Origin of the sequence: Mycobacterium sp. OTB74 (genome assembly GCF_029892685.1) — a bacterium.
Lineage (GTDB): Bacteria > Actinomycetota > Actinomycetes > Mycobacteriales > Mycobacteriaceae > Mycobacterium.
The window spans coordinates 59,806-81,661 of sequence record NZ_JARXVD010000016.1 but is presented as its reverse complement, the minus strand read 5'-3'; the positions used below and the strand labels follow the sequence as shown (position 1 = coordinate 81,661).

The window sequence follows — 21,856 nt, the reverse complement described above, 5'->3', positions numbered from 1 at the left end:
GCCCAGCGCTAGACGTCCCTGAATACATCGTGCGGTCCCTCCTGAAATCAAATACCCATCAGGAGCACGGCGTTAATGTCGTCACCGCGGTTCTCGGACAGTGCAATATTGATTCCGCGGCTAAGCGCGCCGGTGCGATACGTGTGCTGCGGGTGGCCGGGCTACGCGTTCTTGAAGAGCGACAGGCAATTTCGTTCAATCTATTGCTCGACCGCGTCGTTGCACTTGAGACCGACCAGGCTTCCAAAGTAGAGTTGCAAACGCTGGCCGTCGACCTTACTGCGTATGCCTGCAGATACGATCCCAAGCTGGCTATCGCTGGATGCGGTGAATCGGTCTGGGAAATGTGGAGGCTCCTGACCTTGGAAACGAGGATGGAGTCATGTCGAGTGAACAGTCGCCAGGGAAGCCGATCACGCGCAGGTATAGCGCGGAGGAGAAAGCCGCTGCGGTGCGGATGGTTCGTACGTTGCGCGCGGAGCTGGGCACCGAGCACGGGACGGTGTATCGGGTCGCCCGCCAGCTCGGCTATGGCGTGGAGTCGGTGCGTTCGTGGGTCCGTCAGGCTGACATCGACGACGGCTACGCACCGGGGGTGTCCACCGCGGAATCGCAGCGGGTCAACGATCTCGAGCAGGAGATACGAGAACTTAAGCGGGCCAACGAGATTCTGAAGCGTGCAGCCAGTTTCTTCGGGGCGGAGCTCGACCGCCAACACAAGAAATAGTCGCGTTCATCGACGCCAACCACGACGAGTTCGGGGTCGAGCCCATCTGCACCGTCCTGCGATCGGCAGGCGTGCAGGTGGCCCCGAGCACCTACTACGCGGCCAAAACACGGCCACCGTCGGCCCGTGCGCGCCGTGACGCGATGATCGGGCCTGCGCTTAAGGCGCTGTGGGAGGACAACTACCGCGTCTACGGGGCGCGCAAGCTCTGGAAAGCAGCCCGCCGCGCCGGCCATGACGTCGGGCGCGATCAGGTCGCCCGGCACATGCGGGCCGCCGGCATAGTCGGCGCACGCCGGGGCAAACGGGTGCGTACCACCAAACCCGACCGCGCGGCAGCGCGGCATCCCGACCTGGTCGGCCGGGACTTCACCGCGAACGCACCCAACCGGCTCTGGGTCACCGACCTGACGTTCGTGCCGACCTGGGCCGGGGTGGCCTACGTCTGCTTCATCGTCGACGCCTTCAGCCGGATGATCGTCGGCTGGCGCGTCGCCCCGCACATGCGCACCACCATGGTCCTCGATGCCATCGAGATGGCCCGTTGGCCACGCGGAAACCTGTTGCCGGGCTTGCGATGTCACTCCGACGCCGGATCTCAATTCACCTCGTGGGCCTTCACCGATCGGGCCAAACGCTCGGGGCTAGTGCCGTCGATGGGATCGATCGGCGACTGCTACGACAACGCGATGATCGAATCATTCTGGGGCAGAATGCAAACCGAACTACTCAACCGCAAAAAGTGGAAAACGCGGATCGAGCTCGCCAACGCGATCTTCGACTACCTGGAGATCTTCCACAACCGCCAACGACGCCATTCCGTCCTGGGAATGCGCACTCCGATAGAGTTCGAACTACTACATCAATCCACCCAACCCGTGGCCTGAAATCAAGTACGGCGACACCGCCAAACCCGGGGCACATCACTCGGGCTATTGGATTTCGACCAGGTGTTGGTCTTTCCGGTTCGTAGCGTAGAACGCGGCTTCGAACTCTGTCGGGGGTAGGTCACCGAGATAGCTGTGCAGGCGGCTGGTGTTGTGCCAGTACACCCAGCCTAGGGTGGCCAGCTCGACGTCCTCAACGGTTTTCCACGGCCCGGGTCGGGTGGGTCCGTAGATCAGTTCGGCCTTGTAATAGCCGTTCACGGTCTCGGCGAGGGCATTGTCAAAACTGTCCCCGACCGTGCCGATGGAGGGCACCGCGCCGATCTCGGCGAGCCGTTCGCCGTAGCGGATGGACGTAAATTGCGAGCCGCGTCGCTGTGGTGAATAGTGCCGCAGTCTGGCTCGAGTCGATTGACCAACCGACCACGCGCCGGGAGAAGGTGTCCAGCACCACCGCGCAGAACACCTTGCCTTCATAGGTGCGATGTTCAGTAATATCGGTGACCCACAATCGATTTGGCTGCTCACGGGTGAACATTCGCTCGACCAGATCAGCGGCTGTTGGCGTCTCGTGGCGTACTCTTGGGCGCCGGTTACCCGGTAGTCCCTTGATCGCCGCGTGGGCCATGAGCAGCTCGACCTGGTTGTGGCCGACGACCAGCCCCAGTCCGAGGGTCAGCTCGGCGTGCACCCGACGGGCGCCGTAGACGCCGCGGGAGGCGGTGTGCACAGCGCGGATCTGCTCGGTCAACCAGGCGTGGCGCACCGCCCGCGCCGATGGCGGCCGGGACCGCCACTCGTAGTAACCCGATTCGGCCACCGACAGCAGACGGCACGCTTTCTGTACGGGCAATCCTTCTGCGGCCATAGTGCTATGGCCGCGTATCGCCTTTTGGGTCACGAGGCTCCCGCAGCAGCTCACGAGCCCTTTTCAGGATCGCCACCTCATTTTCGAGTTCCCGGATGCGCTTGTTTGCGGCGTTCAGCTCAGCTTGCTCGGCCCGGTTGAGACCGGGCAGTTGGCCGGTGTCGATCAGTTCTTGTTTACGCCAGCCGTAGATCGTTTGGTCGCTGACGCCCAAGTCGGCAGCGACCTGGGCAACGGGGCGGCCGGCGGCCACCAAGTCGAGCACTTTGCGGCGGAACTCTTCGGGGTAACGCTTCGGCATGGACACGGCTCCTTTGTCGGATGTCGTGACCAAAAGTCAAGCAAACCGACTCCGGATAACCCGGGGCACATCAGAGCCTCCATCGGAACCAGTGCGATTCAGAAAATGTGCGACCCCGAATTTGTGGGCCGACCCGGGCGCCTATATGACATTCTGTTGTCGAAGTTCGCCAAACTCAGAATCGGTGAGTCCCAGGAACCGTCGCAGGACGTCTTCAGTGTCTTCGCCCAGCAGCGGAGCAGGCCCTCTAGCTGGCACCGGAGAATCAAGCATGCGGACCGGACTGCCGAACACCGTTGAAGCCCGATTACCCTCGCCGAGGTCGACCAGCATGCCGCTCTCGCGAATGACAGGGTCCTGGATCACTTCAGTTAACGATCGCACCGGGGCGGCTGGGATATCGGCCTGTTGAAGAGCGTGAACAATCTCATTCTTGGTCAACCGCGCTGTCCACTGAGTTACCGCCGCGTCGACGACATCCATCATCTCCACTCTTCCCGCCGGAGTCGCCAATACGGGGTCGCTCGCGAGATCTTCGCGGCCCATCAGTCGACAAAGGTCGAGCCAGTGTTTGGTACGAACGCACAAGATTGCCACCCAGCCATCAGCGGCGGGATAAATGTTGTAAGGGGACACCGCCATTCCGCCGTGACGGTTTCCTGTCCTTTCTACGAAGGAATCACCGGCTTCCATCAGCCCAGCGATGTTCGAAGTCAACGCTGGCAGGAGCGCGTCCTGCATCGCGACTGAGACATGTTGACCAGCGTGCGTGCGGTCGCGCTGGTAAAGCGCCGCAAGAATCGCAACCGCCAAGTGCGTGCCCGCCGCGAAGTCCGCGACGGCTGGACCGGCCTTTACTGGCTCACCGTCAGGAAACCCGGTCGTTGATACGACGCCGGTCATTGCCTGCACGGTAATATCCATTCCCCTAAGTCCCTGCGCTGCAGGATGATCCGCGTACGCTCGGGCGGAAGCCAGAATTAAAGACGGGCATGCCGCATGAAGTGTCTCCCAACCCAGGTCAAGCCGATCCATTACTCCGGGCGCAAAGTTTTCGACGACAACGTCTGCGCCTGCGACGAGATCTAGAAACAGCGCTCGTCCGCGTTCATGTTTGAGGTTGAGCCGGACCCCCTGCTTTCCCGCATTGAGCATCAGGAAAGCTTGACCTGAAGTTTCGCCGGTCGAGCGCCACCGTATCGGCTCGCCGCCGAACGGTTCGATCTTTATCACTGTTGCGCCGAGCATGCGCAACAAGTGTGTGCAGTACGGACCTGCGTAGACTTGCCCCAGGTCTAAAACGATGACGCCGCCAAGTGCGCCGGCCCCCGAATCTGTCGTCACGAAATCACCACTGCACCTTCAGCCGCCGATCGTGTCGCCAAATGGCTGCATGGGATTGGACCCTGAACCAGACTCGCGGATGGTTGAGCGGTTCGGGTACGTCGGTCCCCGCGACGACGACAAACCCGTTCCCGAGGCTTGAGCCCAGAACGTATGCCGCCCAACGCTTTCCGGGGCGTCCGTCGATCCCATTCTCCCGCCACCATGCCGGTGCCTCCCGACCTCTCGGGGCTACAGGCCGAGGAACTCGATGGCGTTCCCGCGCATGATTCGTTCCTTGGTTTGATCTTTCACTGGTAGTTCCTGCAGTTCGCGGACGCAACGAGTGAGATCGAAACCATTGCTGCCCAACATGATCTTCCCGCGCAACTGACGATCCATTGCCCTGACCAGTCCGGGGTCAAGCGTTTTCGGGAAGTATGCCGAGATATCTCCATACACGTTGGGGTGGCGCCACATCATTGAGATGAACTCCCCGGTCCACGGCCACCCGGTGTGCGACAGATTGATCTTGAGATCAGGGAACTCGATAGCCACGTCATCGACCAGCATCGGATGACCAACGTTGCTCGGCAGCGTCTCCGCGGAGTGGCCGACCTGCATACCCACCGGAATACCTAGTTCCAAGCACTTAGCGTACAGCGGGTAGCAGCGCCGGTCGTTGGGGGCGATGCCAAAGGTCATCGGGTGAAAGTAGACGTACTTGAAGCCATAGTCGCGCACGAACGTCTCTATGCGCTGCAGGCTTTCGGCGATCCGAAAGGGGTTGTAGCCCGCTGCGCCGATGAACCGATCGCCGGCGACTTTGACCGCTTCGGCCACGACCTCTTCGGGCATGTCGATGATCAGCTGGTGGTGGTGGTGGTGTGACCACATTTTCAGGCAGGCCAGCACAATCGCATCACAGCCCTCGCGGTCCAGCTGCGCGATGGCCTGCTCGAGGTGCAGGGTGGGATCAGCTTCAGTAGGGGGATCATCCACCTTGACTTCGCGACCCCACTGGGTGGTCACGATTCCGTCGCGGAGCAGTGGCCGCAGGGTGGTGCGCATCATCGTCTGGAATTCTTCGTACTGATATTCCGTTCCCGACAGACCAGGTGCGACGTACGGTGCGTAGTTCATGATGTCGATGACACCGGACACGTGAGCTCCTCCGAGGTCCGAGCAATCAGTTTGGCCTGACCATTAACAAAATAGGTGATTTTGGGTTCGTTGACAACCGCAACCCTGCCGGACTTCGTGCGAGGAGGACGTTGTTCCGCTTCGACTGATTCGCGATGGCCTCGTCAGGCGTGCTTATCTAGAGAGCGAGGGCGCCGGAAGCTTAGTTACTCGTCGGACACGCTCCACCTCGACACTCATAATTGATCGCAGTTCGGTGTTGTTGGCAGTCCGTTGAATCGGTCGGCCATCCATTGCATCCCGCGCTCGCCATCAACCAATGGCGTGAGCATGTGGTTGATGCCGAGTTTGTTGAGGAATGGAGGCGCTTCATTGGTCCAGAGTTCGATATCGGCACCCTTCTGGCACCAGTCGCTGGCCAGCTGGCGCGTAGGTATGTAGGGGACAAGAGGGTCAAATCGGTTCTGGTCCAGCATTATTGGAGCTGTGGGTCGGAATTTCCCCAGTCGTTGATTGGCAAAGATGGTCTTGAGGGGCTGTAGCTCGCCCAGCTCGTAAGGATCGATCACGAAGTACTCTTGAAGTCGGTGAAACGCGAACGTAAGCATCGTCTCAGCGGCGCACTGGTCCTTCGTGCGGTTGAGCAAATCATCGCCGTAGACGCTCAGCGAATTGCGGATCGTGGGCTCTGCCTCAGGGTACGCGGCGATAGTGCTGTTAAGGACGTAACCGAGAGCGCCGGCTAGAAAGCTGCCGTCCAGGAACGGTAAGGCTTTTGAGATGTCGGCAGGTGGGGCGCCTGACCAGACTCCGACGACGTCGAGGTCGGGAGCGTATGTTGGCGCCAATTCAGCCGCAGACGCCACAGCTCCGCCGCCCTGTGAGTATCCCCAAAAGCCCACTGGCCCAGAGGGGCTCAGTGACGTTGCGGTTAGATGCCGGGCCGCGCGCGCTGCATCGATAACAGCGTGGCCTTGCGCTTCGCGGTTGAGATAGGTGTGGACACCGGGGGTGCCCAGCCCTTCATAATCGGTCACCACGATCGCGAATCCGCGCGCCAGCAAGGTGGCGACGAAGCCCTCCTCGTAGTTGACCATGATGTCCAGCCCACTGGAAAAATGGATGCCTTGATTGAACAGGCGTGAGGGGGCGCATTGGTCGCCTTGCCCGTATGTGCCGACAGCGAACGACAGCAAGGGGCGTGGGCCCTTGCCGGGCCAGGGATTATCGGGCTCGAAGTAGGTTCCAGTAACAGCGACAGGCTGGTTGCGGGCATCCGTGCTCAAATACATGATGCGGGTGCCGTCGGCTACGTACGCCCCCAATTGACCCGACGGTTCCAAGACCAGTCGCGTCGGTTCGGTTTTGATCAGATCGCCGGGCTTCCCGGATGGCAATGGGGTTGGCGGAGTGTAAAAGTCGCTGTATTGCCCCTCGTCGGCAGTGGCCCGTGGCAGGGGTGCAATGCATGATCCTAGGACGACAAACAGTGCGGTGACGAACGGTGCAATCAGTCGCATGGTCTGACAGTAACAAATGGTCGGTCCATTATAAGGGAATCCGATATCGCGCTCGAACCTGCCCGACCCGGTGGTGGGGCGGTCGGGTTCTGCATGGGTTCTGCGTACCCAAGCCCGAGGCAAAGGTTGACCGCATCGGTCTTTGGTCTACTGCCGCAACATCCAGTGTCGACCGCATGTAGGAATCTATCGAGGATAGAGCCATTTTCATCGTCAGATCGATACGATCATCGGCCAGTGAGTTGGTGAGGTCGGTAGGCACCATTTGCTGGCGTTGAGGTATCGCTGGGCCTTTAGTCCCAGTGCGGTACCTTCGGCGACATACTTGCGGAAGACCTCGCCGCTCGAGACGGACGGGATGCCAATTTTCCTGAAAGCCTCTGGGCCGGTTTACCTTTACCTGCACCGGGGGACCCAAGCAAAACGAATTGAACGTCGGGATCCTTTACTTAGGCAGGCCGCGGCTGATGGAGCGTGGTCGCGCAGTTGGCGTCGTGCGGTGGCTGGATCTCGAACCTTTCGGTAACTGTGTTGCGCGAGTGGTTATGTCACGCGAGCTCGATGCGCTTGAGATGGCGGAGGGTGTCGTCGGTGCGCTTGGGTGCGTAATCGATGACGGCATCCCGTGTCGCGGGCGAGCGCACGGGATCTGAGTGCCCGGCCAAGCTGGTGGCGTCGCAGGGCGACAGTGCAGTCATGTGCCGACGATCGCCACGGCGATCGTCTCCATGCAGATGTCCCTTTACGGCATCGTCGTCAATTCCTACGGAAAAAAGCAAACCAGGTGCATCGACGCGGCTACCAATCAGTTGGCGCATCTAGACTTTGGCGTCGTTGCATGGCCACGCGTTTCGTAAATAGCCAGAGCCAATAGTGGGAGCACGCGCCTCCTGCTCGCCAACAAGGAACTGTGTGTGCGTCGAGTCCCGCAGGGCGCCGCATGTCGTCCCAGTCTGGTGTCAATGAGGTGTTTGTCGTATCAAATCACCTTCCGCGCGAGCCTTCACATCGAATCACTGGCGATTACCCACTTGGTGGACAAGGAGGTACCCCCGACTCAACCATCGCGGCCTACCTGGATCCGGCTATCCCCAACTGGGGGGATCGTCGATCCCGCATATGGCCGAAGCGTCGTGACCCGTTGTCCACCAACGGGGTACGGCGAATCAATTCGACCTGGAAGTTGATAACGAAGGTGCTTTGATGTGAGTAAGTGACGACGGGCCTTACGTCGAAGGAGCATGACATGCGACGCCTGACAGCCCTTGATGCTCAGTTCTTCGCCGGCGAAAGCGGCAATGCCTGTTCCCATTACATGGGACTAGCAATCTATGACACCAGCGGTGAGGCAAAGATTACCGCGACGCAGATGCGCCGGTTGATCAGTGAACGGATTGATCACCCTGGACTTCTGCCGCTGCGTTGGAAGCTGACGACCGTCCCACTCGGCTTGGATCATCCGGTATTCGTTGAGACGGACCCCGATCTGGGCTATCACGTGACGGAGTCAACACTGCCTGCACCGGTCGACGAGGCAACGCTTGCCACTGAGGTTGGGGCTGTTCTATCCAAGAAGCTCGATCGCAGCAAGCCGTTGTGGAAGGTGCAAGTCTTTCACGGCCTATCTGGCCGTACTGCAGTGGGAATCACGATCCACCACGCCGCAGCCGATGGTGTCGCGGCGGCTGAAATCTTTGCCGCGCTACACGAGGACCCCGATGAGGCGGCTTCCGGTCGCCCGCTCCGAAGGCGGCCCAATTCCGAACCCAGTCGCGTCGGGCTGGCTATTCGCGGTTTGGCGAGTCTGCCCTTGCGGCCCGTGCGCGTCGCACGTTCTCTTCCCAACACTCTTGCCAATTTTGACCTGCATCCGATCGCGAGATCGCTGCCGGGAGTTCACGAGATGTCTAGTGCCGTCAGGGGAGATTGGGGTTCGCAGCGACTTGACGCGCCCCGAACGCCTTTTAACGTCAGGCTTTGCGGGGAGCGCACTGTCGCGTTCGGGAAGGTCTCATTGGCCGATGCCAAGGCGGCCAAGCGGCTCTTTGGTAGCACCGTAAATGATGTGGTCGTCGCGGTGTGCGGTGGCGCTCTGCGCCGCAGGCTCATTGCCCAACGTGAACTACCCGACGAGCCGCTCGTCGCGTATTGCCCTGTATCGGCGCGTAGTTCGGCGTCGAACGACCGCTTCGGCAATGAGCTCGCATCGATGGTTGTGCCGCTACCTACACATCTTCCGACGCTGGATGAACGCATCGAGTTTGCACATGACACGCTTGTCCACGCGAAACGCAGAAAGGAAGCGGCTGGGCCGACGTTTATGCGTGACGCCAACGAGCCTATTCCAGCACCAATGTTTGGTCTGGTGGCCGGGGGATTGATGAACTTGGCATCTTCGCGCTGGGTTCGACCGCCCGCCAACGTCCTTGTCTCGAACGTCCCCGGCCCTCCAGGTGCCTTGGAATGTGGCGGCGCTCCATTGCTCGGTTGGTACCCGATCAGCCTGATCCTTGAGGCCCTTCCCCTCAACATGACGGTGGTCAGCTACAACGGCAGCTTGGATGTGGGGATTGTGGGCGATGCCAAGGGGCTACCCGACGCTTGGGCGTTGCTCGATGACTTTCATAGCGAGATGGCCGAATTAGCAAAGCGGGTACGTACGTAACGATGCCGGCGGGTGCTTGAACCCTGCAGTGACCGCGAGGCGAGCGACTATGTCGACGTCGACCTGCCATGGGCGACCGCCCCCTCCGTAGGGGCATGCAGTTCTACCCGTTAGGTAGATGACTCGGAGGAAGGTTGCTGAATACCATTGCGCTCATGCCAGTTTTGGCTATTTCGCCGCTCTTTTGAAGGACAATCCGATGACGACACAGATCCCACATTTCATCGACGGTGCACGCACCGGAGGTACCTCGAGCCGAACGGGCGACGTGTTGAATCCGAGCACTGGGCACGTGCAGGCGACGGTCGTGATGGGCGCGGCTGCCGATGTCGACGCGGCGGTCGCCTCTGCTACTGAGGCTCAGAAGGAGTGGGCGGCGTTCAATCCGCAGCGTCGGGCCCGCGTGATGATGAAGTTCGTCGAGTTGGTCAACCAGAATATGGACGAATTGGCCGAATTGCTGTCGTTGGAACACGGCAAGACGGTTGCCGATGCGCGTGGCGACATCCAGCGTGGCGTTGAGGTCGTCGAGTTCTCGATCGGCATTCCGCACCTGCTCAAGGGGGAGTACACCGAAGGTGCAGGTACCGGCATCGACGTGTACTCGTTGCGTCAGCCGCTGGGTGTGGTCGCCGGGATCACTCCGTTCAACTTCCCCGCGATGATTCCGCTGTGGAAGGCCGGCCCTGCGCTGGCCTGCGGCAACGCGTTCATCCTTAAGCCCAGCGAGCGGGACCCGTCGGTCCCTGTTCGGTTGGCCGAGTTGTTCACTGAAGCGGGTCTGCCCAAGGGTACGTTCCAGGTGGTGCACGGCGACAAAGAGGTTGTCGACGCGCTGTTGCTCCATCCGGATATCAAGGCTTATGGCTTCGTCGGCAGCTCCGACATCGCGCAGTACATCTATTCGACCGCGGCGGCCAATGGCAAGCGCGCGCAGTGCTTCGGCGGGGCCAAGAACCACATGATCGTGATGCCCGATGCTGATCTGAACCAGGTCGTCGATGCGCTGATCGGTGCGGGCTACGGCAGCGCCGGAGAGCGCTGCATGGCCATCAGCGTCGCCGTCCCGGTCGGCGAGGAAACTGCAGAACGCCTGCGCGCACGGCTGATCGATCGGGTCAACAACCTGAGGGTGGGACACAGCCTGGACCCGAAGGCTGATTACGGCCCACTGGTGAGCGAGTCGGCCCTGGAGCGGGTGCGCGACTACATCCAACAGGGGGTTGATGCGGGCGCCGAGATTGTCATCGACGGCCGCGAACGCGCCAGCGACGAGCTGCAATTCGGAGACGCCAACCTCGAAGGCGGCTATTTCATCGGCCCCACGCTGTTCGACCATGTCACCAAGGACATGTCGATCTACACGGACGAGATCTTCGGCCCGGTGCTGTGCATCGTCCGTGCCCAGGACTACGAAGAAGCGTTGACGCTGCCGTCGGAGCACGAGTATGGCAATGGTGTCGCGGTCTTCACCCGCGATGGCGACACCGCCCGCGACTTCGTTTCCCGGGTGCAGGTCGGCATGGTCGGCGTCAATGTGCCGATCCCGGTGCCGGTGGCCTATCACAGCTTCGGCGGCTGGAAGCGGTCCGGGTTCGGCGACCTCAACCAGCACGGGACAGCGTCGATTCAGTTCTACACCAAGGTCAAGACGGTGACGCAGCGCTGGCCAGCAGGTAGCCACGGCGCCGAGTTCTCCATTCCGACAATGAAATAGCCAGGCACCATGGACTACTTGGGCATGGACGAAGACGAACGCGTCATCACCGAGGCGGCTGGCGAGTTCGCCGAAAAGCGCCTTGCTCCATACGCATTAGAGTGGGACGAGTCCCACCACTTCCCCGTCGACCAGTTGCGTGAAGCAGCCGAGATGGGAATGGCAGCGATCTACTGCCACGAAGATGTCGGTGGCTGCGGCCTGCGGCGGCTGGACGCGGTGCGGATCTTTGAACAGCTGGCGACCGCTGATCCGGCCGTCGCCGCGTTCTTGTCGATCCACAACATGTGTGCGTGGATGATGGACACCTACGGGACGCTCGAACAGCGAAAGGCCTGGGTGCCGAAGCTGGCCTCGATGGAAGCCATCGCCAGTTACTGCCTGACCGAGCCGGCCGCCGGCTCCGACGCCGCCGCGCTGCGCTGCCGGGCGGTTCGCGACGGTGACCACTATGTGCTCGACGGCGTCAAACAGTTCATTTCCGGTGCCGGTGCATCCGATGTGTACGTGGTGATGGCTCGAACCGGTATCGACGGCCCACGCGGGATCTCTGCGTTCATCGTCGAAAATGGCATGCCTGGTCTGAGTTTCGGCGCCCAGGAACAAAAGATGGGCTGGAATGCTCAGCCCACTGCGCAGGTCGTCCTCGAAGGCGTGCGTGTCCCGGCCGACGCGATGCTGGGTGGTGCGGACGGCGAAGGCGCCGGCTTCGGTATCGCCATGAACGGGCTCAACGGTGGCCGGCTGAACATTGCTGCCTGCTCACTGGGCGGTGCACAGGCAGCGTTCCACAAGGCCACCGCCTACCTTCGCGATCGAGATGCGTTCGGCGGCAAGCTCATCGACGAGCCAACACTCCGGTTCGCGCTGGCTGACATGGCCACAAATCTGCAGGCCTCGCGGCTGATGCTGTGGCGAGCCGCATCTGCACTGGACAACAATGATCCTGACAAGATCGAACGGTGCGCGATGGCGAAGCTATTTGTCACCGAAAACTGCTACGAAGTGGCCGATGCGGCGTTGCAACTGCACGGGGGATACGGCTACCTGCGCGAGTACGGGGTGGAGAAGATCGTCCGCGATCTGCGGGTGCATCGGATTCTTGAGGGTACCAACGAAATCATGCGGGTCGTGATTGGGCGAGCCGAGGCCATACGGGCAAGCGCATAGGAGAGAACTGATGACCACGATCGCGTTCCTTGGACTCGGCCACATGGGTGGCCCGATGGCGGCCAATCTGGTGGCGGCCGGACATACGGTGCGAGGCTTCGACCCTGTGTCCGCGGCGCGCGCTGCCGCTGTCGACAAGGGTGTGACGTCGTTCGACACCGCGGCCGAGGCGGCCGCCGACGCTGACATCGTGATCACGATGCTGCCGAACGGCAAGATTGTAAAGGACTGCTACGCAGCTATATTGCCTACTGTGCGGACGGGAGCGCTGTTCATCGACAGTTCGACGATTTCAGTCGAGGATGCCCGGACCGTGCATGCGATGGCCGCTGAGCACGGCTTCGCTCAGCTTGACGCGCCCGTGTCCGGCGGGGTGAAGGGCGCGGCCGCGGGCACGCTGGCATTTATGGTCGGCGGCGAGGACGACGCGGTGCGACGAGCCCGCCCGGTGCTGGAAGCGATGGCAGGCAAGGTGGTTCACTGCGGTGCCGCAGGGACCGGACAGGCCGCCAAGATCTGCAACAACATGGTGCTTGCCGTCCATCAGATCGCGATCAGCGAGGCGTTCGTGTTGGCGGAGCACCTGGCACTGTCCGCCCAGTCCCTGTTCGACGTGATCACTGGTGCCACCGGGAACTGCTGGGCAGTAGAGACGAATTGCCCCGTTCCAGGGCCGGTACCGACATCGCCGGCGAATAACGACTTCGCGCCGGGCTTCGCAACTGCCCTGATGAACAAGGACCTCGGCCTCGCCATGGATGCTGTGTCGTCGACAGGCTCAGCTGCACCGCTGGGTAGCCACGCCGCCGAAATCTACGCCAAATTCGCCGCCGAGCACGCCGCCAAAGATTTCAGCGCCGTCATCGAAATGATCAGGAAGTCCTGACGTCTGAGCCGCAAAAGCGTGACCGGAGGGTGTGGGACGTTGTATTTTGCCGCTGTGCCGACAGTTCCGTCCGAGCATGACATAGCGGCGTTGGGGCTCCTCGACGGTCTGCAAGGTCGAGCGCGTGACGAGCGCATCGAGATCATCTCCTGGCTGCTGTCGAATGGGTTTGATATCAACCAGATTCGTGCCGAGTACAGCCCCATTCTACTACCGGCCATCCGTAGCATCGGCGACGATGGAACATCGACGTCGGCGCGCGAAGTGTCTGAGTCCACCGGCGTGGATCTCGTACTGTTGCAGCGATTGCACCGCGCGGCTGGCCTGGTCCGGTTGGAGCCCGACGTGCGGCAATCGCGTGCGGACGCCGAGTCGGTCCTCGCGGCTGCGCGACTCGTCGATATTGGCCTAGATCGCGACGTGGTTGTGCTCATCGTCCGACTACTGATGGACGGCCTCAATCCTGCAGCGGCGACGATGCGGCGGGCAGCCTTAAAGGCAGCGCTACACCCGGGCGCATCTGAGCTTGAATTGGCCCAGACCGTCGACCTATTGGCGCACGACGCCGATGCCGTGATTGGCCCGATGGTCGACAGCCTCATGCGGCTAGCCTTGCGGCATTCGTTTGAGACCGAAGCGATTAATGCGCACGAGCGGGCCACCGGCACGTTGCCCGGGGCTCGGGATGTAGCGGTTGCGTTTGCGGACCTGGTTGGTTTCACGCGGCTAGGAGAGCAGGTTGCACCTGAAGAACTCGGACAGGTCGCGGTGCGCCTGGCGGATCTAGCTCGAGACCTGGTCACGAGCCCGGTCCAGTTCGTTAAAACGATCGGTGACGCCGTGATGATGGTGTCCTCGGACCCGCATAAGCTCCTGACCACGGTGCTCGACCTTGTCGACGCAGCTGCTGCTGACGATTTTCCGCGGCTGCGGGTAGGTGTGGCTTTCGGTCGCGCCGTCAGCAGTTCTGGTGACTGGTTCGGCAGTCCGGTCAACATGGCCAGCCGGGTCACCGGTGTGGCGCCCGCAGGGACGGTACGGGTGACCCAGGCGGCACGCAGGACGATTGGCGAAACACCGGGTATCGGATGGTCATTCGCAGAAGCACGTCAGCTCAAGGGAATTCGCGGTGAAGTCGTGCTATATGACGCGCACCGCGCTGCCCATCACTGAGACCCGCACCTCTCCCTCGAAGGGGGATTACATGGATACCACCGACGCGGCATTGCCATTGCACGACACCATCATCAAGATTCCCCTAATATTCGGTTGGTCCGCACCTGGGCTTTGGTCATTAGTGAGCGTGATATGAAACCAACACTGCGTGACTTCGAAATCGACGCATTGGGCGGATGCGACATTCCTTCTCCGTTACGGGCCAATAGTTTCATGAATATCTCGAAACGGCTGTTGTTCCGAACGGATATCGACGAGTTGCGTGCGCAACTGCACGATGGGCTCGACCCGCCCTCCTTTGAGCTCGCGGGGCCGCAGACGAAGATCTACTTCGACCCTGCTGTGCTCCGATGTGGCATCGTCACGTGTGGCGGGCTGTGTCCCGGTTTGAACGACGTCATCCGCTCGATTGTCTTCTGCTTGCACGAAAAGTATGGTGTTCCAACAGTTTACGGATTCCGCTTCGGCTACGAGGGTCTAGTTGATCGAAAGGGACTGCCGCCAATCGAGCTGACAACCCGGCGGGTCAATCAAGTTCATCAAGTCGGGGGAACGATTCTCGGTTCGTCCCGCGGACCGCAACCCGTCGATGAAATGGTTAACAGGTTGCAGGACATGGGAATTCAATTGCTATTCGTCATTGGCGGCGATGGGACGCTACGCGGAGGGCATGCGATCGTCGAGGAGATACGGCGTCGCGAACTTGAGATTGCGGTGGTGGGGGTGCCCAAGACCATCGACAACGACATCTCGTTCATCGATATGTCTTTCGGTTTCGATACCGCGGTTGAGGCGGCACGGCAGGCGACTCGCGCGGCGTACGTAGAGGCGTCGTGCGCACGAGCCGGCATCGGCCTGGTCAAACTGATGGGACGGGACTCCGGATTCATCGCGAGCTTCGCCACACTCGCGGATAGCCAGGTCGGCATTTGTCTGATTCCCGAAATCGAGTTCAGTATGGGGGGCCTTATCCACGCTGTGCGACAGCGCATCGAACGCGACGGTTCCGTGGTGATTGTCGTGGCTGAAGGGGCGGGCCAATCTCTGCTCGCGAAGGAAGAGGAGTGGGATGCATCAGGCAACCGTCGTCACGGCGACATCGGCGCGTTCCTGAGGGATGCAATCAAGGAAACTTTTGGTGCCCAAGGATTTCCGGCCAATATCAAATACATCGATCCCAGTTACATGATTCGCAGCCTGCCTGCCAATGCCAGAGATGCCAACTTCTGTCTACGATTGGGGCACGCAGCCGTACACGCCGGCATGGCAGGCAAAACGGACATGGTTGTCGGGTCCTGGCGCCGTCGGTTAACCCACGTCCCGATCCCGCTCGCGGTGTCGTCCCGCAAGAAGATCGATACCAACGGCTACCTCTGGCAGACGGTGCTGTCGGTGACGGGACAGGGCGAGATGGCTTTCGGCGACGACTGAATAACGTGACGTTACCCGCTCAACGTCGCGGGCTGCTGAGACGGGCTCAACGACGACTCCCTGCTATTGGGCGCCAGACCGGGACGGATCGCGGCCCGGCCGGCCTCCTTGGCCAATAGCACGCCGACGATCCGGCGGGCGCGCAGCGCAGCGGCATCTGCCTGAAACTCCACTCCGCGACGCCAGCCGTCGTAACCGGAATGATTCGAAGCCATTTCCAATATCGATCTGTCGCGCCGGGCGACTCCGTCCAAGAACGAGCTCAGGCGGTCGGTTGCAGCAGCGTCGTCCGTTGCGTAATTACGCGACGACTGCATGAATACATGGGTTGAGTTCTCAGACTCGGGGGTGATGCCATGTGTCCGAGTTGTGGTGAACACCTGCCCAGTTGACGTTTCGATGTCCCAGTATTGGGTGTGAAGAGCCGGCGAGACGAACCTGCCGCCCTCGCGGTGCTTATACGCTATGGCAGGGTCAAGTCCCGTCGCGTCGGCTTGCCAGCTAGCCAGCGGCAGCTCCGGCAGCAGTCGGGTGTAGGAAACGGTCGTTTCGGTCACCTCGACGTCGTTGAACGCCCCCATGCTTGCCAGACCCGGCGGCAGGTCGGTTGCGTGCACAACAGGGGCGTAGCTGAAGTCCAGGTAATGTTCGTGGACCATCATGTAGTTCGCGCTCACCTGCCAAGCGCTGGCAAATGTCGTCCAGTCGGGCTCGTTGATCCATGGCGTATCCGGCAGCTCGTACGTCGCAGCAGATTCGGACGGCCCGGTCCAGATCCAGACGAATGGTGGTTGTTCGAGAATGGGGAACACCCGAACACTCATCCCAGTGGGGACTTGGGGCTGGGCCGGCGTGTAAACGCATACCCCGGAGGTGTCGTAGGTGCAGCCGTGGTAGCCGCAGATCAATCGATCCCCGTCCACACGGCTGTGGGACAGCGGAAACGCCCTATGCGCACAACGGTTTTCGAACGCCGTGACTGTGCCGCCGGCGCCGCGCCACAGTACGACATCCATCCCGAGCAAGCGTCGCCCCAGCGGCGTATCGGTGATCTCGTCGCACGTAGCCGCGACGTACCAGCACTTTTTGGGGTAATTGGTACTCACAGGTCCAACACCAGCCTTTCGGTGCACGAGCGCGATACACAGACCAACATGACTTCGCCAGCAGCTTTTTCCGCCGCGGACAGCACCGAGTCGCGGTGATCGGGCTTGCCCTCCAAAATTCTCGATTCACAGGTTCCGCAGACACCCTCGTAGCAGCTGGCCATGATCGGGATGTCGGCTTCCTCAAGTACTTCGAGCACTGACTGATCGGGTGTCACTTCGAGTGTGACCCCGGATCGGCGGCATACCACCTCGAAGCGGTCAAGGGCTTGCGCGGCTTCCTCTGCCGTCGGTGCCTTAGCGGCGAACCGTTCGATGTGCAGGGCGCCCGGGGGCCAGTGAGCGCAGTTGCTCTCGACCGCGTTGAGCAATCCCTCGGGGCCGCAGCTGTAAATGAGAGTGTCATCGTCGGGATCTCTCAGATATGACGCCAGGTCGAGAAATCCCTTCTCGTCCTGCGGCCACAAGGTGACGCGATCCGGATAGCGTTCAACCAGCTCGTCTGCCAGCGCCATCGAGGCCTTGGTTCGGCCGCCGTACAGGAGTGTCCATTCGTGGCCGGTGCGCTGGACCGCCTCAAGCATCGTGAAGATCGGGGTTATGCCGATGCCGCCGGCGATGAAGCGGTACCGCGGCGCGTCAACAAGGGGAAAGTGGTTGCGGGGGCCCCGAACTCGTACCGTAGTGCCTTCGTGGAGATTTTCATGAACGTAACGCGAACCCCCGCGGCTGTTGTTTGGATCGAACAAGACCCCGACGCGCCACGCTCCCCGATCGCCGGGATCGCTGCAGAGCGAGTATTGCCGAGTCAGGCCGACGCTGAGAATGAGGTCGACGTGCGCGCCCGGTTCCCAGCGTGGCAGGTCTTCGTTGTCTGGATGTGTAAATTCCAGCAGCACAACACCTTCGGCCGGTGTGCTCCGGCGCCTGACGACCAAGTCGGCCGTGTATTCGTGTACGTTGGCACCGGGCTTCGTGACGGCGAGTGCAGACATCGCTCCTTGCTCCGATCTGTCTGGCGACACGTAATCAGTTGGCCGTAACCGAGGGTGGCATGTAGATGGTCTTGTACGCCTGGAAGGCGTGTAACCCTTCCGGGCCCATTTCCCGGCCCAAGCCGCTTTCCTTGATGCCGCCGAACGGGGCCACGGGGTCATTCACGTACTGATTGACGCCGATGGTTCCCGATCGAACGTGGCGGGCTACGTCGGCGGCACGCTCGACGTTTGACGACCAGACAGTGCCACCGAGGCCGTAGGGGCTGTCGTTTGCAATGGCGACCGCGTCCTGTTCATCGGAGTACGGAATCAACGCCAGCACGGGGCCGAAGATCTCTTCGCGCGACACCGTCGCGTTGTTGTCAAGGTCGGCGAAGATGGTCGGTTCAACAAACCAACCGCGATCCTGGCCTCCGCGCGAACCGCCTGTGGTCATTCGCGCGCCTTCACTCTTGCCCGTCGCGATATAACCCTCGACCCGATCGCGCTGGCGCTTAGACACCAGCGGTCCGACCTTGGTTTCCGGATCGAGCGGATCGCCAACGGTCAGCGCGCGGGTCATATCCGTGATCGTGTCGACCATTTCGTTGTATCGGCTGCGGGGAAGCAGGATCCGCGTATTCAGCCAACAGATTTGGCCGTTGTTGAGCAGCGTGCAACCAAAGAAGGGCTCGAGCAACGAGGTCATGTCGGCGTCGTCGAGGATGATTGCGGCCGACTTGCCGCCGAGCTCGAGAGTGACGGGTCGGAGCAGGCGTCCGCACGCTTCGGAGATCCAACGTCCGGCGGCAGAAGATCCGGTGAACGACACCTTGTCGATGCCTGGATGTTCGACCAGGTAGGCCCCTACCTCTCGACCGCCGGGCACGACGTTGATGACGCCGTCCGGCAACCCGGCCGCCGCGGCGGCCTCGGCCATCAGGAACGCGTCCAGGACGGTTTCCTCAGCCGGTTTGAGAACGACCGTGCATCCAGCGGCCAGGGCGGGCGCGATCTTCAAGAACGAAATGGATTGTGGGACATTCCACGGCACGATCGCACCGACGACGCCGATGGGCGCTTTGGACACCAATGAGGTGCCACCGAACATACCCGGGCGCGCTTCCTCGATCGGTGCTCCGGCCATCAGGTCGCTGTAGTAGCGCACCAGCAGCGACGGGAAGACGGCCTCGAATTGGTTAGCCAGCCAGATCGGCATACCGTTCTGCATCGACACCCGGCGTGCGGTCTCCGCGCTGCGCGCTTCCAGCTCCGCGGCAAACCGCTGGAGGTACTCAGCGCGCTCCTTGGGATGCCAGCTTGACCAGCCGTCGGGCGCGTCGAACGCCCCCCGTGCTGCTGCGACTGCCGCGTCGATATCGGTCAGGTCGCCTCTGGGCACCGAACCGATCCGCTCTTCGGTGGTGGGGGAATAAACCCCTATGGTGTCGTGCCCGGCTGGCGCAGCCCACGTTCCGTCGATGTAGAGCTGCGGGTAATCGATTGTGGTCATGTATATTTCGGCCGTTCAGGAGATGGTGAGCTTGGCGGGCAGGTGCTTGAGTCCGCCGACGAAATTTGTCTGCGTGACACTGCCGGGGCCGAGCACCTCGATAGATTCCAGCCGGGGCAGGAGTTCCTCGAACATCACCTTCAGTTCAAGCTTGGCGAGGTGCTGTCCGACGCAGGTGTGCGGGCCGAAACCGAATGCTAGGTGAAGGTTTGGGTTGCGGTCGATATCGAAGACATCAGGGTTGTCGAAGACCTCCTCGTCGCGACAGCCCGATTGGAACAGAGGCATCACACGGTCACCGGCTTTCATGGTCTGCCCGTTCAAGGTGTAGTCCTGCTCGACGTGCCGCATGAAGTGCTTGACGGGCGCCACCCAACGCAGCCCCTCTTGGAGGAGGTGCGGGATCAAGCTCGGGTCGGCCTTGACCCGGGCCAGGGTCTGGGGGTTCTCCGCCAGTGCCTTGAGTGTGCCGGCCAGGGTTGCTGAAGTGGTGTCGTGACCGGCGGTGAAGATTGCTGTGTACCAGCCGTACACCCAGGTCTTGGGGAAGTACTCGCCGTCGGGCTGCTTGGCGCAGGCGACCACAGAGGCGAGGTCCTCGCGGGGGTTGGCCCGGCGGTCTTCGGCCAATGCGTCGAAGTAGGCGAAGAAGTCCTGGATGGTGTTAGCGAATTGTTCGGCCATCGCTTCGGGGCTCAGCACGACGTCATCGCGCTGATGTTCTGGATCGGCGGCCCCAAAGAACTCCTGGGTCAGCGCCATCATTCGCGGCTCATCCTCCGGCGGCACGCCCACCAGCGTCATCATCACGTGCAGCGGGAAGCCCAGGGCCCAGTCGTCGAGCAGGTCGATCTGTCCACCTGCGGAGACCTCCTTGAGGCGCTCGATGGATTCGCGGGCCAGCTCGCGGATCTGCTCTTCCCATTTCCGCAGCGCCGGGGGCTTGAAATAGTTGAAAGCAATGCCCTTCATGGTGGTGTGTTCGGGTGGATCGACATACGGCAGGGCGTCGAGGATGCGCAGGCTGCCGCCGAGGAGTTGTTTGGTGAACTCATCACCCGCAGCGTTCTGCAGGATGGGATTGTGGGAGCCCGGGGTCTCCGGGCCGCCGCCGGCGCTGAAGATTTCCGGCTGGCCTTCAACCTCTTGAATGTCGGCGTTCTTGGTGACCAGCCAGATCGGCGGATAGCCCTCGACGACCGCCTTGGCCACTGGCATGTTGTTGCGTAGCCATTTGTAGGCGTCGTACAGAGCGCTGAGGTCGGAGTGGCCCTCTGGCAACACGACCTGTCGCGCGATGTCGTCCGGGATGATGGCGGAATCGGTGGGCTGGGTTGTTGTCACGGGTGTCCTCCCTATGGCTGCGTTGAACGACCTAGATAGCGTGTCCGCGAGGCTTCGTGGACAAGTGGAGTAGGTGACTTAAGTCTCATTGTGAGCCGTTCTTCGTGCGTCACCACGACGGGGGCTCATCGCTCCCACGTTGGGGGTAATGGAGCATTTGGCTGTACTTCCCTGGGAGGCTAGGTCCGTGACTGGCGGGTGATTGGGTGCCAAGAGCGGGGTGGTCACGGAGGTGACTGGCGGGTGATTGGGTGCCAATTGCGGGGTGGTCACGGAGGTGACGGGAGGTGTTTGGCCAGCGGGGTAGCGGTCAAAGTCGCCGCGCACAGGCGCATTCGCCGGTAAGGGTCTGATGAGACGGTCCTACTTCGCGGCTGGCCTTTGCGGCCGGCCATCGGTGCGCCATCTTTCGAAAGCCAGGCGAGCGATGGCAAGGACCGTTGTCTTTCAACGTTTTCCGTGCGTGTTTGCGGTACTCGGCGAACCGCGCAAAAGGAGGACCCTTGCGTTCGTCACTGGGCAGTTCGCTGTAGACGGGCGGTCCTCGGCGAGGCAGTGACCAGGCAAGACATCGGTGTTCCTGACGGTGGGGCGTAGCCGTGGGATACGAAGACTTCCGGGACTGGTGCGAAATCCGAGGTGGGTTCGCGCTCAGCTCGAACGTCTTCACCGCACCACGCTTCGCCGTACCTGACGTTCGTGGTCATCGGCTCAGCTGTGGTGAGCTGACGCCAGTCAGGGGCAGCCGTCGTTAATCCATTGCTCGATATCGGCGATTGACTCGGCAGGCACGGGATCGACATATGCGGGCATGCGAGGATTCAGCGCACCCGCGGGCGGGTCATCTAGATCGGAGCCGAACGGTGCCTCGCCTTTGAGCGATAGCACCAGGTTGGAGTTCGCACCGTCGCCGAGGATCACGAGTTTCCGTCCGCCGACCTTCATCTCGACGAATCGATCGCGTGTGACGCCGCGCCAGAAGGGGCCGTGGGAAACGACGTCGGCGTCTGGCCCGCCGACCGACTCATCAAGGATTTCGACGACGTCATCAAAGGTCATGCTGCACTTGCCTTTCGCATATTGTGGTTGATCTCTTGTCCAA

Annotated in this window: 19 protein-coding genes and 1 other annotated feature; of the genes, 7 read left to right on the top strand and 12 right to left on the bottom strand. The window is 61.4% G+C overall.

Annotated features, from left to right (window positions below):
• Positions 1–382 precede the first annotated feature (382 nt).
• Positions 383–1,614, top strand: a protein-coding gene (locus M2432_RS20260) for an IS3 family transposase (RefSeq protein WP_280828627.1) whose coding sequence is annotated in 2 segments (ribosomal slippage) — positions 383–686 and positions 686–1,614 — 1,233 coding nt in all. Because the reading frame shifts where the segments join, the coding sequence is not laid out codon by codon here.
• Positions 682–813, top strand: a sequence feature (AL1L pseudoknot). It overlaps the preceding gene by 132 nt.
• A 45-nt stretch (positions 1,615–1,659) precedes the next feature.
• On the opposite strand, the gene M2432_RS20255 is transcribed toward M2432_RS20260, so the two are convergent.
• From M2432_RS20255 to M2432_RS20225, 7 genes are all read right to left on the bottom strand, one after another.
• Positions 1,660–1,875 (bottom strand): IS3 family transposase, encoded by a 216-nt coding sequence (locus M2432_RS20255; protein ID WP_280828626.1) that lies wholly within the window; start codon positions 1,873–1,875, stop codon positions 1,660–1,662.
• Positions 1,876–1,894: 19 nt separating this feature from the next.
• Positions 1,895–2,482, bottom strand: coding sequence for a DDE-type integrase/transposase/recombinase (locus tag M2432_RS20250; RefSeq protein ID WP_280828625.1), 588 nt, complete (start codon positions 2,480–2,482; stop codon positions 1,895–1,897).
• A gap of 4 nt (positions 2,483–2,486) precedes the next feature.
• A complete protein-coding gene (locus M2432_RS20245; RefSeq protein ID WP_280828624.1) occupies positions 2,487–2,783 on the bottom strand; it encodes a transposase in 297 nt (98 codons plus the stop codon).
• Between the two features lie 141 nt (positions 2,784–2,924).
• Positions 2,925–4,127 carry a CoA transferase gene (locus tag M2432_RS20240; protein ID WP_280828623.1) on the bottom strand — a complete coding sequence of 401 codons (1,203 nt, stop codon included), beginning with the start codon at positions 4,125–4,127 and terminating at the stop codon, positions 2,925–2,927.
• Positions 4,128–4,358: 231 nt separating this feature from the next.
• The gene (locus M2432_RS20235; protein ID WP_280828622.1) at positions 4,359–5,270 is read right to left on the bottom strand and encodes an amidohydrolase family protein; all 912 of its coding nucleotides are present in this window, start codon (positions 5,268–5,270) and stop codon (positions 4,359–4,361) included.
• A 215-nt stretch (positions 5,271–5,485) separates the two neighbouring features.
• Positions 5,486–6,769: a lipase family protein gene (locus M2432_RS20230; RefSeq protein ID WP_280828621.1), complete on the bottom strand. Its 1,284-nt coding sequence runs from the start codon at positions 6,767–6,769 to the stop codon at positions 5,486–5,488.
• Positions 6,770–7,317: 548 nt separating this feature from the next.
• Complete coding sequence (locus M2432_RS20225; RefSeq protein WP_280828620.1) at positions 7,318–7,467, bottom strand: hypothetical protein; 150 nt, start codon at positions 7,465–7,467, stop codon at positions 7,318–7,320.
• A 548-nt stretch (positions 7,468–8,015) separates the two neighbouring features.
• Between M2432_RS20225 and M2432_RS20220 the strand changes: the two genes are divergently transcribed.
• From M2432_RS20220 to M2432_RS20195, 6 genes are all read left to right on the top strand, one after another.
• Positions 8,016–9,434 carry a wax ester/triacylglycerol synthase family O-acyltransferase gene (locus M2432_RS20220; RefSeq protein ID WP_280828619.1) on the top strand — a complete coding sequence of 473 codons (1,419 nt, stop codon included), beginning with the start codon at positions 8,016–8,018 and terminating at the stop codon, positions 9,432–9,434.
• Between the two features lie 199 nt (positions 9,435–9,633).
• Positions 9,634–11,151: a CoA-acylating methylmalonate-semialdehyde dehydrogenase gene (locus M2432_RS20215; protein ID WP_280828618.1), complete on the top strand. Its 1,518-nt coding sequence runs from the start codon at positions 9,634–9,636 to the stop codon at positions 11,149–11,151.
• A gap of 9 nt (positions 11,152–11,160) precedes the next feature.
• Positions 11,161–12,321 (top strand): acyl-CoA dehydrogenase family protein, encoded by a 1,161-nt coding sequence (locus M2432_RS20210; protein WP_280828617.1) that lies wholly within the window; start codon positions 11,161–11,163, stop codon positions 12,319–12,321.
• Between the two features lie 10 nt (positions 12,322–12,331).
• Positions 12,332–13,207, top strand: coding sequence for a 3-hydroxyisobutyrate dehydrogenase (gene mmsB, locus M2432_RS20205; protein ID WP_280828616.1), 876 nt, complete (start codon positions 12,332–12,334; stop codon positions 13,205–13,207).
• Positions 13,208–13,261: 54 nt separating this feature from the next.
• On the top strand, positions 13,262–14,380 hold the full coding sequence (locus tag M2432_RS20200) for an adenylate/guanylate cyclase domain-containing protein (RefSeq protein WP_280828615.1): 1,119 nt from the start codon (positions 13,262–13,264) through the stop codon (positions 14,378–14,380).
• Between the two features lie 135 nt (positions 14,381–14,515).
• Positions 14,516–15,814, top strand: coding sequence for an ATP-dependent 6-phosphofructokinase (locus M2432_RS20195; RefSeq protein WP_280828614.1), 1,299 nt, complete (start codon positions 14,516–14,518; stop codon positions 15,812–15,814).
• A gap of 11 nt (positions 15,815–15,825) precedes the next feature.
• Here M2432_RS20195 and M2432_RS20190 read toward each other — a convergent pair whose 3' ends face one another.
• The 5 genes from M2432_RS20190 to M2432_RS20170 form a co-directional block, all read right to left on the bottom strand.
• Positions 15,826–16,920: a Rieske 2Fe-2S domain-containing protein gene (locus M2432_RS20190; protein WP_280828613.1), complete on the bottom strand. Its 1,095-nt coding sequence runs from the start codon at positions 16,918–16,920 to the stop codon at positions 15,826–15,828.
• A complete protein-coding gene (locus tag M2432_RS20185; protein WP_280828612.1) occupies positions 16,917–17,915 on the bottom strand; it encodes a PDR/VanB family oxidoreductase in 999 nt (332 codons plus the stop codon). The genes M2432_RS20190 and M2432_RS20185 overlap by 4 nt, the downstream gene beginning before the upstream one ends.
• Positions 17,916–17,949: 34 nt before the next feature.
• A complete protein-coding gene (locus M2432_RS20180; protein WP_280828611.1) occupies positions 17,950–19,410 on the bottom strand; it encodes an aldehyde dehydrogenase in 1,461 nt (486 codons plus the stop codon).
• A gap of 15 nt (positions 19,411–19,425) precedes the next feature.
• Entirely contained in the window at positions 19,426–20,754 is a 1,329-nt protein-coding gene (locus M2432_RS20175; RefSeq protein WP_280828610.1) for a cytochrome P450, read from the bottom strand.
• 735 nt (positions 20,755–21,489) lie between these two features.
• Positions 21,490–21,813, bottom strand: a complete 324-nt coding sequence (locus tag M2432_RS20170) for a hypothetical protein (RefSeq protein ID WP_280828609.1) — start codon at positions 21,811–21,813, stop codon at positions 21,490–21,492.
• Positions 21,814–21,856 lie beyond the last annotated feature (43 nt).